This window comes from Pikeienuella piscinae (assembly GCF_011044155.1).
GTDB lineage: Bacteria > Pseudomonadota > Alphaproteobacteria > Rhodobacterales > Rhodobacteraceae > Pikeienuella > Pikeienuella piscinae.
In genome coordinates this window covers 24,591-38,627 of sequence record NZ_CP049056.1, presented here as the reverse complement: position 1 = coordinate 38,627, position 14,037 = coordinate 24,591, and the positions used below count along the sequence as shown (strand labels likewise).

Here is a 14,037-nt window from a genome sequence, read left to right as displayed (position 1 = left end):
CGCCAGGGGCGCCGCCCGCTCCAAACTACCGGCCGGCGCAGGAAAACGGCGCGGGCTGAACAAACAAGAAAACGTCAGATTGCTTCAAGCATGCTGAAACAGGGGGCGTCATGTCAGCCATGAGCCTGAATACGGATCCGATCGACGCCGGCGCGCCGGCGCCTTTGCTGCGGCTCTTCGGCTGGGGAATGCTCGGCGTCGTCGCCGCGTTCCTGATCGAGAATGTCCTCGTCGTCTGGTTCCAGTTCGAAGGCGCCCGCGCGATCCTGAGCGGCGGCGGCCTCGTCTCGGCCGCGATCTATGTCGTCTGCGTCGCCGCCGCGTTCGGCTTCGTTCTTTTCGGACCAGCCCGGTCGCTCCGGCGCGACGCGGCGTGGATCAGCGCGTTCAACGCCTATCTTGTGCGCTCGCTGTTCTGGGCGGTTCTGCTGGTCGGCCTTGTCGACGCCGCGATCTCCCTGCTCCGGGCCGAGAACTCGCTCGCCCTGTTCTTCGATGAGGAGACCGTTCGCGCGCTCGGTCTTTCGCACTTCATCGCGCCGAACATTCACGGCCCGCTGGTCGCCGCGGGCTTCATCATCGGGCTCTTCACCCGCACGCTCGGCTTCACATGGCTGGCGCTGCTGATCGTCGGGGCCGAGCTGCTGATCGTGCTTTCGCGCTTTGTCTTCTCCTACGAGCAGGCGCTGATGAGCGATCTCGTGCGCTACTGGTACGCGGCGCTCTTTCTCTTCGCTTCGGCCTACACGCTGCTCGACGAGGGGCATGTGCGCGTCGATGTGCTCTACGCCGGCTTCTCGACCCGGCGCAAAGGCGCCGTCAACGCGATTGGCGCGATCCTCCTCGGCATGACCTCGTGCTGGGTGATCCTCGATATCGGCCTCGCCGGCAAGACGTCGATCATCAACAGCCCGGTGGCGAGTTTCGAAGTGTCGCAATCGGGTTCGACCGGAATGTACGTCAAATATCAGATGGCGGCCTTTCTCGCCATTTTCGCCGTCACCATGCTGATCCAGTTCGTCAGCCAGTTATTCGAGGCGGTCGCGGACAGGCGCGACGAGCCAGGCCGACGCGAAGTCGCGCCGATCACGCACTGAGGACGATTTGATGGAGCTCTATTTTCTCGCCCTCCTGGTCCTGATCATGGCGGTCGCGCTCGGCACCGGCTACCCGGTCGCCTTCGCGCTGCCGGGCGCGGCGATCATCACGATCGGGCTCGCCGCCGGGTCCGGCTGGCTCTTCGCCGGGAATCCCGACGCCTATTTTCACACCGGCGGCCCCTCGCAATGGTTGTCAGCGGGGGTGACGAACCTTCGCGGCGTCTATTGGGACGTGAATCGAGACACGCTGATCGCGATTCCGCTCTTCATCTTCATGGGCATCATGCTCCAGCGCTCGAAGATCGCTGAGGATCTGCTGGTCACTATGGCGCAGCTCTTCGGCCCCGTGCCGGGCGGCCTCGGCATTTCCGTCGTTTTCGTCGGCGCGCTGCTCGCGGCGACGACCGGCATCGTCGGCGCCACCGTGGTGGCGATGGGGATGATTTCGCTTCCGGCGATGCTGAGGAACAACTATTCGCCCTCGCTCGCGACCGGAACGATCGCCGCGTCAGGAACGCTCGGACAGATCATTCCCCCCTCCATCGTCCTCATCATCCTCGCCGATCAGCTCGCCTCCGCGACCGATCAGGCGTCGACAGCGAGGAAAGCGCTCTACAAATCGGCCACCGGCGAGATTTCGATGCCCTCGGTCTTTGGCGTAGGTTCGACCTCGGCGGGCGAGATGTTCCTTGGCGCGCTGGCGCCCGGGCTCGTCCTTGTCGGGCTCTACATGACCTTCATCCTGATCTACGCGCTCATCCGTCCCAGCCATGCGCCGGCCGTTCATTACGAAGGTGAGCGGAACGCGCGGTTCTGGGGCAAGGTGCTGATGACGCTCGTGCCGCCGCTGACGCTGATCCTGCTGGTCCTCGGCTCGATCATCACCGGCGTCGCGACCGTGAACCAGGCCGGCGCGATCGGCGCCGCCGGGGCGCTGATTATGGCCGGCTACCGACTTCACGCCGGCGCCCGGACGACATATTACCCGGCGATTCTCTCCATCGTCGGGCTCGGCGCGATCATCTTCGCGCTGATGAATTATCCGATGAACCTGAAGGCGGCGGCGACGCCGGAGGATTTTTTCGGCATCCAGATCGGCGTCGCCGGCGCCATCCTCCTGATCGTCGCGGTGTGCTGGAGCGGCTGGCGCGCTCTGCAGGTCGGCGACACGCTGCGGGGCGTGATGGTGGAGACGGCTAAGACCACCTCGCTGGTGTTCATCATCCTTCTCGGCGCAGCGATGCTGACAGCCGCCTTCCGCGCCTTCGGCGGCGAGGACCTGGTGCGCGATTTCCTGCAATCCATGCCGGGTGGTTTTTGGTCGCAGTTCATCATTGTCATGGCGGTGATCTTCTTCCTCGGCTTCTTTCTCGATTTCATCGAGATCGCCGTGGTCGTGGTGCCGATCGTGGCCCCGATCCTGCTGGCGGACCCCGGCGCGAACATTACTGCGGTCTGGTTCGGCGTGATGATCGGGTTGAATATCCAGACCTCGTTCCTGACGCCGCCCTTCGGTTTCGCGCTCTTCTATCTTCGCGGCGTGGCGCCGGCCGTGGTGCGCACGGTTCAGATCTATCGCGGCGTGATCGCCTTCATATGCCTGCAGCTTGTCGCGCTTGTCGTGGTCGGGTTCTATCCTCCGCTGGTGAACTACCTTCCCGCGCGGAGCAACCTCCTCAGCGACACCGCGCCACCGCCGCGCAACCCGCGTCTGCAATTCTGCCTCGCCGATTATGTCGGAGAGGCCCTCGCAACGGATGGCGGCGCGACGCTGAAGGCGGTCGCCGATGCGAGGGCGCTCGATCTGTCGGCGCTGCCGAAGGACCTTGCGACGAGTCTTGGCGCCGGGTTCGCCGCCGCGGACGAGGCGGCCGCCGCGCTCGCTGAGACATTCGCCGCCGAACAGGCGGTCGCGGAGGCCGCGCCCAGCTACCGGCCGGTGCTTGTCACCGTGCGCCGCATTCAACGCGAGCTCCGCGATCATGAGGAACGCATCGGCCTGCTCCAGACCCGGATCAGCCGGATGCATGAACCGGAGAGCGACGATCTGAAAGCGAGCTTGACCGCCGAGGTCGAGACGCTGACGGCGGAGCGCGACAAGCTCGCCGCGACGATCCCGTCGGAATGGGAACAGGCGAACAAGGACTTCACCGCCCTGACCAAGGCGGAGGATGCGGCCCGCAATCGCTACCAGCGCGCTGCAGACGCCGCCTGGGACGATCCGGCCGCCGTCCTTGCGCTTCTGCGCGCAAACGACGCGTTCGCGGCGCTTCGCCCCGAACTGGAGGCGCTTGGCCCGACGATCGAGACGGCCGAGCTGTCTCAGGCCGAGGAACTGGAGGAAACCGTCAAGGCTGTCGAGAGCGATATCGGGGCCGTCGAGGGCGCCGGCGACGTCCGCTCGGCGCTCTCCAAGGCGCGTCGCGCGCTGCGCGCCCGCTCCTTCGACCCGGACGAGGCGCTGGCGCACTGGCGGGCGGCCATGGCGGCCCTTGACGAACAGGCGGAATGGAGAGCCGCCGCCGCGCCGCTGGCGTCCGGGATCGAGACCTATCTCGCGGCGATCGCCGATTCGATCGGGGCGAGGGCGCAGCAGAGTCTCAGCCGCGAGCAGGCACTCTATCTCGCGCGATGCCTGGCGAATCACCGCGACATCTCGCTCTACTTCTAGGCCGAGGCCGGAACGGAAAACGCGCCCGGAGCGTTTCGCTCCGGGCGCGTTCTCGTCGTGAAGCGCGTCAGCGTGTCAGAAGCGGCCGCCGAGCAGCCGCCAGATCAGCGGAAAGCCGACCGCCGCCAGCGCGAGCTTCATCGCGTCGATCCAGATGAAGGGAAAGACGCCGTAGGCAATGGCCTTTTCGAGCCCGACGCCGCTGAGATCGGCTCCGAAGGCGGTGATCGGGAAGCCATAGGCGAGCCAGAGAACGCCGGGCAGGAACAGCGCCACAATCCCGGCCGCCATCGCCGCGCTCGCGGTCAGGACGTTGCGGTCCCAGCCCCGTTCGGCCAGCCATCCGGTCACCGCCGCAGCGGCGATGAAACCCACGAGATAGCCCCCGGTCGGCCCGAACATGTAGGCGAGGCCGACGCCGAACTCCGGCGTCCCGGCGAAAACCGGCTGCCCCGCCGCGCCGAGCGCCAGATAGGCGATCATCGTCGCCGCGCCCATCCGCGCGCCATAGGCCATTCCGATAGCGATGACGACGAGCGTCTGCATGGTCACCGGCACCGGCAGCGTCGCCACCCGGATCTTCGCGGAGATCCACATCAGCGCGACGCCAAGCGCCAGCATGGCGGCGCGCTTCAGCCAGGGGTTCACTTTTCCTAATGTTGACACTCTGTCTGTCAGCACTTGTCCCGTCATCGTCGATAACCCTCATTTTGGTTGATTGGCCACGCCGCAGAATTGCGGCGCGGCTGCAATGGTCGCCAAGTTTCAGCCGGGGCGCAACATCAAAGCGTCGCCGCGTTGCCAATCCGGGCGCCCGATGCTACTTCGCCGCCATTCCGCACTCAGCCGCAGGCGCGCCATGATCCCCCGCTATTCCCGCCCCGAAATGACGGCGATCTGGTCGCCAGAGACCAAGTTCCGCATCTGGTTCGAAATCGAGGCCCACGCCTGCGACGCACAGGCGGCGCTCGGCGTGATTCCCGAGAGCGCCGCGAAGGCCGTCTGGAAGGCGAAGGACGCCGAATTTGACGTCGCGAAGATCGACGCGATCGAGCGCGAAGTGAAGCACGACGTCATCGCGTTCCTCACTCACCTCGCGGAATTCATCGGGCCCGAGGCGCGGTTCGTTCATCAGGGCATGACCTCCTCCGACGTGCTCGACACCTGTTTCAACGTCCAACTCGTCCGCGCTGCGGATATCCTCCTTGACGACATGGACGCGCTCTGCGCGGCGCTGCGGCGGAGGGCCGAGGAGCACAAGCACACGATCTGCATCGGCCGTAGCCACGGCATCCACGCCGAGCCGACCACGTTCGGGCTGAAGCTGGCGCAGGCCTATGTCGAGATGGACCGCAACCGGAGCCGCCTCGCGCAGGCGCGACAGGAGGTCGCGACCTGCGCGATCTCCGGCGCGGTCGGCACATTCGCGAACATCGACCCGTCGGTGGAAGCGCATGTCGCCGCGAAGATGGGGCTGGAGACTGAGCCCGTCTCGACGCAGGTGATTCCGCGCGACCGGCACGCGATGTTCTTCGCCGTTCTTGGCGTCGTCGCGTCCTCCATCGAGCGGATCGCGATCGAGATCCGGCATCTCCAGCGCACCGAGGTGCTCGAGGCGGAGGAATATTTCTCGCCCGGCCAGAAGGGATCCTCGGCGATGCCGCACAAACGCAACCCGGTGCTGACCGAGAATCTGACCGGGCTCGCCCGCATGGTGCGCGCCTATGCGCTGCCGGCGATGGAGAATGTCGCGCTCTGGCATGAACGCGACATCTCCCATTCCTCCGTCGAGCGGATGATCGGGCCGGATGCGACGATCACGCTCGACTTCGCCCTCGCCCGGCTGACCGGCGTCATCGACAAGCTCGTCGTGCACCCGAAGAACATGGAGCGGAATCTGAACCAGTTCCGCGGCCTCGTCCATTCGCAGCGGGTGATGCTGGCGCTGACGCAAAAGGGCGTCAGCCGGGAGGACGCCTATCGCCTCGTCCAGCGCAACGCGATGAAGGTCTGGGAAGAGGGCGCGGATTTCATGGACGAGTTGAAATCCGACGCCGAAGTGACCGCCGTGATGACCCGGGAGGAGATCGAGGCGAATTTCGACCTCGGCCATCACACGAAGCATGTCGAGACGATCTTCGCGCGGGTGTTCAGGCCGGAGGATGACGACGCCGCCTGACCCGGCTCCCGGCCGGCGTCTGTGCCGACATGCACACAGCGCCGTCACGAATCCGGGACGCGCGTTGCGCTACCGCCGCGCACCCCCATCTTTCCGGGTACCGGACGGCTGAACGTGGCCGCCCACAACCCCCGGAGGAAGTGATGGACGACGACCCGATTCCATTTCCCACCGCACTGATGGCTATCTGCGCCGCGGTCGGACTGGGATGGATCGCGCTGACGCTCGCAGCGGCCTTCGCCGCCTGAGAAGAGACGGCGCCCCGCATGCGAATGAAGAAGGACGGCTGCGCCGCCCCTTCGATAGCTCCGGCGCTCAGTCGGTCTCGGCCATGATCTGCGCCATCGCCTCGACTCCGAACTCGGCGAGCTTCGCGCGGATTTCAGCCTCGTCCAGATCGACTTTCGCCGCTCTGACATCCGCCATCACCTTGCGTATCACGTCCTCGTCGCCCGATTCCTCGAGATCGGCGACGACCACCGAGCGCGCATAGGCGTCGGCGTCCTCGATCGCCAGCTTCGGCGCCAGCCAGTGGCCGAGAAGCTTGTTGCGTCGCGCGGCCGCCTTGAACGCCATTTCAGCGTCATGCGCGAATTTCTTCTCGAAGGCCTTCTTGCGGTCGTCGAAAGTCGTCATCAGGAACCCTTTCCGTGGTGTCCCGTCACACATAGGCGACCGCCGCGCCCCTGTGAAGCGGCGGCGCGCCGCTTAATTGGCGCTTGCTTGCGACAGAGCGCCGTTTCGCCCTATAAGCCGCGGGCGGGCGCGGCGGCAGGGATCGCCGCGCCCGATTCCCTTTGGCCCGTTCCCCCAGGAAGGAGCCCGCATGGCCCGCCGCAGAATGGTTTATGAAGGCAAGGCGAAGATCCTTTACGAAGGGCCCGAGCCGGGCACGTTCATCCAGTATTTCAAGGACGACGCCACCGCTTTCGACGCGACGAAACGCGACGTGATCGAAGGCAAGGGCGTGCTCAACAACCGCATCTCCGAGCATATCATGGGCGCGCTCAACACGATCGGCGTGCCGACCCATTTCATCCGCCGGCTCAACATGCGCGAGCAGCTGATCCGGCAGGTGGAGATCATCCCCCTCGAGATCGTCGTCAGGAACATCGCCGCCGGCTCGCTCTCCAAGCGCCTCGGCATCGATGAGGGCGAGCCTCTGCCCCGCCCGATCGTCGAGTTCTTCTACAAGGACGACGCGCTCCACGACCCGATGGTCACCGAGGAGCACATCATCGCCTTCAACTGGGCCAGCCATCAGGATATCGACGACATCCTCGCACTGGCGCTGAGGGTGAACGACTTCCTCACCGGGCTCTTTCTCGGCGTCGGCATCAAGCTGGTGGATTTCAAGATCGAGACCGGCAGAATCTGGGAGGGCGATTTCCAGCGCATCATCGTGGCCGACGAGATCAGCCCCGACAGCTGCCGCCTCTGGGACGCGGAGACCGGCCGGAAGCTCGACAAGGACGTCTTCCGCCGCGATCTCGGCAATCTCGCCGACGCCTATACGGAAGTCGCGAAGCGGCTCGGCATCATGCCCCAGAACGGCGTGAAACCGCGCTCCGGCCCGAAACTGGTTCACTGAGAGCAGACGCTTGCGAGACAGGACGATTGAAAGAGACGGGACGGCGCAATGAAAGTGCGGATTCATGTCACGCTGAAGGACGGCGTTCTCGACCCACAGGGCGAAGCGGTGCGCCACGCCCTCGGGCAGCTCGGGTTTTCCGGCGTCAACGGGGTGCGGCAGGGCAAGTTCCTTGAGCTCGACCTCGACGAGACCGACCCGGCGCGCGCCGAGGCGGCGGCGCGGCACATGTGCGAGAAGCTTCTCGCAAACACCGTGATCGAAAACTACGAAGTCGAGATCGGCTGATGCGGGCGGCGCTGCTGACGGCCTATCGCCAGCCGCTGGAGGTGCGCGAGGTCGCGGAGCCGGACTGCCCCGCCGACGGGGTGATTCTCTCCGTCCTCGCCTGCGGGGTCTGTCGCTCCGATTGGCACGGCTGGTCGGGGTCGGACCCGGACATCGTTCTCCCGCAGATTCCCGGCCATGAATTTTGTGGCGTGATCGAAGAGGTCGGCCCCGAGGTTCGGCGCTGGCGCAAGGGCGACCGGGTGATCGCGCCCTTCATCCTCGCCTGCGGCGCCTGCCCCGATTGCGCAGCCGGGAACCAGACCATCTGCGCGACGCAGATCGTTCCCGGCTTCACCGCGCCGGGCGCTTTCGCCGAACGGATCGGCGTCGCCCATGCCGACCACAATCTCGCCGCCCTTCCCGAGGGGATGGAGCCCGCGGTCGCCGCCGGGCTCGGCTGCCGCGTCACAACCGCATGGCACGGGCTGACCGGACGCGCGGCGCTGAAGGCGGGCGAATGGCTGGCGGTGCACGGCGCCGGCGGCGTCGGACTTTCGGCCGCGATGCTGGGCCGTGCGCTCGGCGCGCGCGTGGTCGCCGTGGACATACAGGACGACAAGCTGGAGACCGCCCGCCGCTTCGGCGCCGAGGCGGTCGTGAACGCCGTCGATACGGACGCGGCCGAAGCGATCCGCGAGATCACCGGCGGCGGCGCCCATGTCAGCCTTGAGGCGCTCGGCGTCGCAGCGACGACAGAGGCGTCGCTCCGCTGCCTGCGCAAGCTCGGCCGCCATGTGCAGATCGGGATGCCGGCCGGCGCGCACGCCGCGATGACGCTGCCCTGGGACGTGGTCTACGCCGGCCAGCTGGCGCTTTTCGGCACACGCGGGATGCCCGGCTGGCGCTATCCCTCGCTCTTTTCCCTGATCGAGAGCGGCGCGGTCGATCCCGCCCCGCTCGTCACCCGCCGGATCGGCCTGAACCGCGCCGGCGCCGAACTCGCCGCGATGGACGGGCCGACGCCCCCCGGCGTCGCGGTCATCACCGATTTCGCCGCCTGAAAGGACCAAGCGATGAAAACCGCCGTCATCGTCTTTCCCGGCTCCAACTGCGACCGCGACATGGCCGTCGCGCTCCGGCGCGCGACAGACCGCGCCCCGGTCATGGTCTGGCACAAGGACGCGGCCCTGCCTGAAGGGCTCGACATGGTGGCGATCCCGGGCGGGTTCTCCTTCGGCGACTATCTTCGTTGCGGCGCGATCGCCGCCCGCTCGCCGGTCATGCGGGCGGTGACGGAATTCGCCGTGAAGGGCGGGATCGTGCTAGGCGTCTGCAACGGCTTTCAGGTGCTGATCGAAGCCGGCCTCCTCCCCGGCGCGCTGATGCGCAACGCCGGGCTCCGCTTCGTCTGTCGCGACGTTCACCTGAAGGTCGAGACCGCGAGCAGCCCGTTCACGTCGTGCTACCAGCCCGGCGAGATAATCCGCATGCCTGTCGCCCATCACGACGGAAATTTCATCGCCAGCCCCGAACTTCTCGTCCGGCTCGACGCCGAGGATCGCGTCGCCTTCCGCTACGCCGGTGTGGAGGGGCGGGCCGCAGCCGCGGCCAACCCGAACGGATCGGCCGCGGACATCGCCGGGGTCCTCTCGGAGAACCGCCGCGTTCTCGGCATGATGCCCCATCCCGAGCGCCACGCCGAGCCCGCTCATGGCGGTGTGGACGGCGCCCGGCTCTTCGAAAGCCTTGCCGGCGCGATGGCGCGCTGATCGGCGCCGCGCGCCCGGGACGCGCCGCCGCGCGGACCCGCCCGACGAGGCGGCCCCGGCGGGGCCCCGAGGAGGGCGCGCCCCTCTCAGGTCTTCACCCTGGGATCGAGCCCGATCACGCTGCTCCTGGAGCGCGGCACGCCCATCACCGCCTCCGCCGCCAGAATCCCCGAGCGGACCGAACCTTCCATCGACCCGACATTCAGCCCGTTCTCGGTCCAGTCGCCGGCGATGGACAGATTCGCGAACCCGGTGTCATGCGCCGGCAGGCGATATTTCGTGGAACCCGGCGGGGTGGAGACGTAATGCTCCGACGGGCTGAGATTGACCCGCCAATACTGGTCGTCAAACCGCTGGGCCCCGCGCTTGCGGGTCGTCGCGGTTTCCGGCTTCACCGGATGCAACAGGTCGAAATCGAAGGCGAACGGGTCGCCATAGCCCTGCCGCCCCGCCACCGTCGCGCCCGGCAGCATGAAGCCGCCCGTCGTCTGCAGGAACTGGATCGATTGCGCCTTGACCTGCGCCTTGATCCTGAGCGGGAACTCCGCCCCCTCGGTTCCGTCGATCTCGTGATAGAATGGGAGCGTGCCGCACAGCAGCATCAGCGCCTTCGGCCGGTGATCCTCCGGCCATTCCTCGTACTCGATATACTTGGTGAAGTCTCCCTGCCCGTTCGGCTGCGTCATGAAATTCGCCGACAGCATGTAGTCGTCATAGCTGTTGGTGTAACCGGCCCAACCCAGCGCCCAGGGCGTCTCGTTCATCCAGATCTGCATCGCCTGCGTCACCACGGTGCGCCGCTCCGCAAGCATCTTCTTCCAGGGCCGGTGCCGTTGCGCGAGATCTGCGGTGATGAACGGTAGCGCGCCGATCGAAATGCCGAGAATCACATCATCGAAATCCCGCCCCCGCCTCAGCGTCTTGCGCCCGACCGGCGCCCAGTCGCACCAGAAGCTCTCCAGATCGGCGCCGCAAGCCGCAAGCGCCGCCCCCTCCTCCAACTGGTCGTAGAGCGGCCTGTCCGGCCAGCATTCGAGCGGCCGTTTCAGCCCGGGGTTCTTCACGGTGATATAGGGCTGGTAATCCAGCGCGCCCTTCTTCACCGTCGCCTGAACATCGATGTCGATCTCGTCGACGGCCATTTCCCCATCCGCGACGCGCATCTCCTTCACCCGGTGGAAGAACGCGAATTTCACCCCGCGCTTGACCAGAGCGTCGTAGAGCGGCGCGATCAGCGTCTCGCCCGATCCGGCCTCGAAGAGTTCGATGAACCGGCCCATATAGGTGAAGGTCATCATCGACCAGTGCAGCCACGCCCCCGCCGCCATCACCGGCGGGCGCAGGCTGTCGCCCTCGGGATACTGATAGGTGATGTTGGGGGTGGAGGAGGTCAGCGGCGAATTGATCGTCTCCTCCGCCGCGCCGTGCTTCCTGAGCCAGTCGACATGGTCGTATCTGTCGATGCCGGCGAAGCCGCGGGCCATGATCCGGTCGGCGACGACGCCGCGGATGATCGCCGAGAAGAAATCGAGCAGCAGCGCGAGCCGGCGGAGCCGGTCGCGGGCGGATTCGTCGCCCCCGCCGCCCGCCTCGACGATGACCGAAAGATGATCGCGCGCCTCGCGGAAGGTCGCGGCCACGCCTTTCAGGTCACCCCGTTTCTCCGCCGCCGCGGTGCGCGAGAGGAACCCGAGGATCGCGGCGTTGAACGCTTCCTCACCCTCGTTGATCCGCATGTCGAAGACGCCGTTCGCCGGATCTGAATGCGCCGGATGGGCGCCGCCCGACTGCGGAATATCCTGCGTCTTCAGGATATAGGCGTAGGTCTCCAGGTTGCGAAAGGTCTTGGCGTAGGCCTGCAGCATAGACGCCTTCGCCAGCCGGATCAGGCCCTTCACCCAGACGTCGATCTTCGCCAGTTCCGGCGCCTTCTCCACCATCTGCGTCAGGGTCGGCTCCTTGGCCCCCCTCTTCGGCTTGACGTCATGCCAGTCCGGCGGCGCGTATATCGGCCATTTCTTCAGCTTGTCGCCATCCATCTCGTAGCGGATGACCCCCGACATGGCGTGAAAGGCGCTTTCGAAATCCGGCACGGGGTGATTGGCTGGCCGCCGCAACTCGGCGAAAACATCCTTCATCACCGTCAGCGCGTTGTAATAGCAGCCGAGGAACCCGTGGATGCCGTGTTCATAGAGCCGTTTCGAACGGTCGAGGTCGCGCCCCGTCGCGCATTTTCCACCGACCCGCCAGCCCTGCTGATAGACCGTGATCTCGTATTTCGAGGCCCAGTCCGGCTTGTCGGTCAACCGGAACGCGGCGACGAGCGCGGACGGTCCGCCGCCAAGAACGGCTATTTTCTTCACCTTACGCGATCTGGCCATTCCAATTCTCCTCGTTTCAACAGTTTATTCAATGAAACTGCCCCCCGCCCGGTTCAGCGCCCGTACGAGCCTGGCGTAAAGCGCCCGGTCGCGGAACGGGTGCCCGATGCGCAGCGCCGCGTCGGAATATGACCCCATCAATTTCTCGCCCCGCCCCAGCGCTGCCTGCGCCGCCGTCTCATCGCCCGTCTCAGCGAGAATCGCGGCGCGCAGATAGTGGTTCTGAAACCAGCCCGGCCGCACGATCAGCGCGAAATCCACCAGGTCGAGCGCTTGCGCCGACTCTCCCTCGACCCAGTGCGCCAACGCCTTGGTGCGCAGCCAGAGTCCCGACTGCTGGTCATAGGGCGACAGCGCCAGCGCCTCGTCGACCAGCCGGTGCGCTTGCGCGGTCTCGCCGAGAAAGACCAGCACCCGCGCCAGATCGCCAGTCGCCACCACCAGCGAAGGCGCGAGGCGAAGCGCATGGATGAGCCGGCTCTTCGCCTGGTCCAGCGTCTCCGGCGCGGAACAGGCGACGCCGAGCGTGAACTGCGCCCAACCGTCATTCGGCGCGATCCGCACCGCCTTCTGCGCCCAGCGCTGCGCTTCGCGCACCGCGCTGTCGATATCCGGCGTCCAGTCGCTCCAGGCGTCGAGCATGTGCGAAAAGGCGAGGATGCAATGCGTCGGCACGTCCTTCGGATCGGTTTTCAGCGCCTGGGACAAGAGCCGCCGCGCCTCCTGATTGTTCCTGCTCGTCGTCGTCCAGAAGAGCCAGCGCGCCCGCATTAGAAGCCGCCAGTGATTGAGGTCGGCGGGTTCGTCCCAGTCCGTCGCCGCCTCGCGGCTCGCCTGGTCGTCCAGCACAAGCGGCTCGAAGATCGACGCGATCCGAAGCGCGACCCGGCGCTGAAGCGCCAAGAGATCGGCGATTTCGTCGTCCATCGGATTCGAGAAGATCGTCGCATTGTCTGCGACACGGTTGAGCGTCGCGGTGATCGCCACGCGACCGGCGAGCGTGCGCACATCGACGCGCAGCACGTAATCGGCGTAATCGCGCAGGTCCCGCTGGCTGCGCTCCACCACGCCCCCGGTCGTCGGAAACGGCGCGGGGTTGAGCGCGGCCACCTTGATCCAGGTCGATCTCGAAAGATTGGCGACGATCTGCTCGACCACGCCGGCGGCCAGATAAGCCTGATCGTTGGCGATCGGCGGGCTGACATCGAGCACCGCGATCACCGGCCGATCCCCGTATCCGCCGACGCCCGACGCCGGCGCCGCGGTTGCAGGCGGAGGCCGGCTCAGCGGCCGCGGCGCCGCCGCGCCGGGGGCCACGAGGGCGGCGATCTCCCGCATCGGCTCAGTCGCAAGTTCGCGCAGCATCAAGGCCCGAAACCGTTCGAAATGCGCCCGCGCCTGGCCGCGCCGACCGTTGGCGAGATGGCAGCGGATGAGAATCTCGTGACCGGGCTCGTGCAGCGGGTCGATCGACACGATCCGGTCCGCCGACCGCTGCGCCCGATCGGCGCGCCCGGCGTCCAGCTCCAGAAAGCCGAGACGCGTCAGCGCGGCGATCGCGGCGTCCTTGAAATACTCCCGCCGCTCCGTCGCCCAGTGCTGGAAACTGTCGGCGCGCGCCGCATTGTCTACCAGGAAATCGCCGCCATAGAGCGAGAGGATACGCGCGATCTCCTCGGCCTCCTCGGCGGCCAGACATTGTTCGAGATCCCTGACGTCATAGTGGAACGCGCCCTCGACGAGGCCGATATGGCTGTCAGAGACGGTGAAGGCCGCGTCGAACACCGGCTCCCCGAGGGTCTTCTTGATCCGTCGGATCTCCTGGCGAAGGCTGCCCTTGCCCTGCGTCGGCGCCACCCGCTCCCAAAACAACTCCACCAGCGCATCCCGCGTGACCGGACGCGGCGCGTTCTCGGCCAGATAGGCGACGAGGCCGAGCGCCTTCATGCCGAGGGGCGCCTCCATCCTCTCCGGAAGCACTCGGACCGAGGTCGCGCCGAGCGCCCTGAGTTCGATAACCGGCGATATTGCGGCCTCTCCCACCTTTCCCCCTGGCGGTTCCGAGATGTCGTTAAT

11 protein-coding genes are annotated in these 14,037 nt (G+C 66.5%); 7 read left to right on the top strand and 4 right to left on the bottom strand.

Features of this window, described 5'->3' with window-relative positions; translation table 11 throughout:
- Nucleotides 1–119: 119 nt before the first annotated feature.
- Entirely contained in the window at nucleotides 120–1,097 is a 978-nt protein-coding gene (locus G5B40_RS00185) for a TRAP transporter small permease subunit (protein ID WP_246209666.1), read from the top strand.
- Nucleotides 1,098–1,107: 10 nt separating this feature from the next.
- On the top strand, nucleotides 1,108–3,771 hold the full coding sequence (locus tag G5B40_RS00180; RefSeq protein WP_165093577.1) for a TRAP transporter large permease: 2,664 nt from the start codon (nucleotides 1,108–1,110) through the stop codon (nucleotides 3,769–3,771).
- A 75-nt stretch (nucleotides 3,772–3,846) separates the two neighbouring features.
- Here the strand turns inward: G5B40_RS00180 and G5B40_RS00175 are convergent, their stop codons facing one another.
- Nucleotides 3,847–4,419, bottom strand: a complete 573-nt coding sequence (locus G5B40_RS00175; protein WP_211907381.1) for a biotin transporter BioY — start codon at nucleotides 4,417–4,419, stop codon at nucleotides 3,847–3,849.
- 211 nt (nucleotides 4,420–4,630) lie between these two features.
- Between G5B40_RS00175 and purB the strand changes: the two genes are divergently transcribed.
- Nucleotides 4,631–5,950, top strand: coding sequence for an adenylosuccinate lyase (gene purB / locus G5B40_RS00170; protein WP_165093575.1), 1,320 nt, complete (start codon nucleotides 4,631–4,633; stop codon nucleotides 5,948–5,950).
- Nucleotides 5,951–6,265: 315 nt separating this feature from the next.
- Here the strand turns inward: purB and G5B40_RS00165 are convergent, their stop codons facing one another.
- Nucleotides 6,266–6,586, bottom strand: a complete 321-nt coding sequence (locus G5B40_RS00165; RefSeq protein ID WP_165093573.1) for a DUF1476 domain-containing protein — start codon at nucleotides 6,584–6,586, stop codon at nucleotides 6,266–6,268.
- A 190-nt stretch (nucleotides 6,587–6,776) separates the two neighbouring features.
- Here G5B40_RS00165 and purC point away from each other — a divergent pair, with 190 nt between their 5' ends.
- Genes purC through purQ form a run of 4 tightly spaced genes read left to right on the top strand, consistent with a single transcriptional unit; the run spans nucleotide 6,777 to nucleotide 9,580 of the window.
- The gene (purC, locus tag G5B40_RS00160; protein ID WP_165093571.1) at nucleotides 6,777–7,541 is read left to right on the top strand and encodes a phosphoribosylaminoimidazolesuccinocarboxamide synthase; all 765 of its coding nucleotides are present in this window, start codon (nucleotides 6,777–6,779) and stop codon (nucleotides 7,539–7,541) included.
- A gap of 48 nt (nucleotides 7,542–7,589) precedes the next feature.
- Nucleotides 7,590–7,829: a phosphoribosylformylglycinamidine synthase subunit PurS gene (gene purS, locus G5B40_RS00155; protein ID WP_165093570.1), complete on the top strand. Its 240-nt coding sequence runs from the start codon at nucleotides 7,590–7,592 to the stop codon at nucleotides 7,827–7,829.
- Complete coding sequence (locus G5B40_RS00150) at nucleotides 7,829–8,872, top strand: zinc-dependent alcohol dehydrogenase family protein (protein ID WP_165093569.1); 1,044 nt, start codon at nucleotides 7,829–7,831, stop codon at nucleotides 8,870–8,872. Before purS ends, G5B40_RS00150 begins: the two co-directional genes overlap by 1 nt.
- Before the next feature lie 12 nt (nucleotides 8,873–8,884).
- Nucleotides 8,885–9,580: a phosphoribosylformylglycinamidine synthase subunit PurQ gene (purQ, locus tag G5B40_RS00145; RefSeq protein ID WP_165093568.1), complete on the top strand. Its 696-nt coding sequence runs from the start codon at nucleotides 8,885–8,887 to the stop codon at nucleotides 9,578–9,580.
- Nucleotides 9,581–9,666: 86 nt separating this feature from the next.
- Here purQ and G5B40_RS00140 read toward each other — a convergent pair whose 3' ends face one another.
- Nucleotides 9,667–11,961, bottom strand: coding sequence for an NAD(P)/FAD-dependent oxidoreductase (locus G5B40_RS00140; protein WP_165093567.1), 2,295 nt, complete (start codon nucleotides 11,959–11,961; stop codon nucleotides 9,667–9,669).
- A gap of 24 nt (nucleotides 11,962–11,985) precedes the next feature.
- The gene (locus G5B40_RS00135) at nucleotides 11,986–14,004 is read right to left on the bottom strand and encodes an AfsR/SARP family transcriptional regulator (protein ID WP_165093566.1); all 2,019 of its coding nucleotides are present in this window, start codon (nucleotides 14,002–14,004) and stop codon (nucleotides 11,986–11,988) included.
- Nucleotides 14,005–14,037 lie beyond the last annotated feature (33 nt).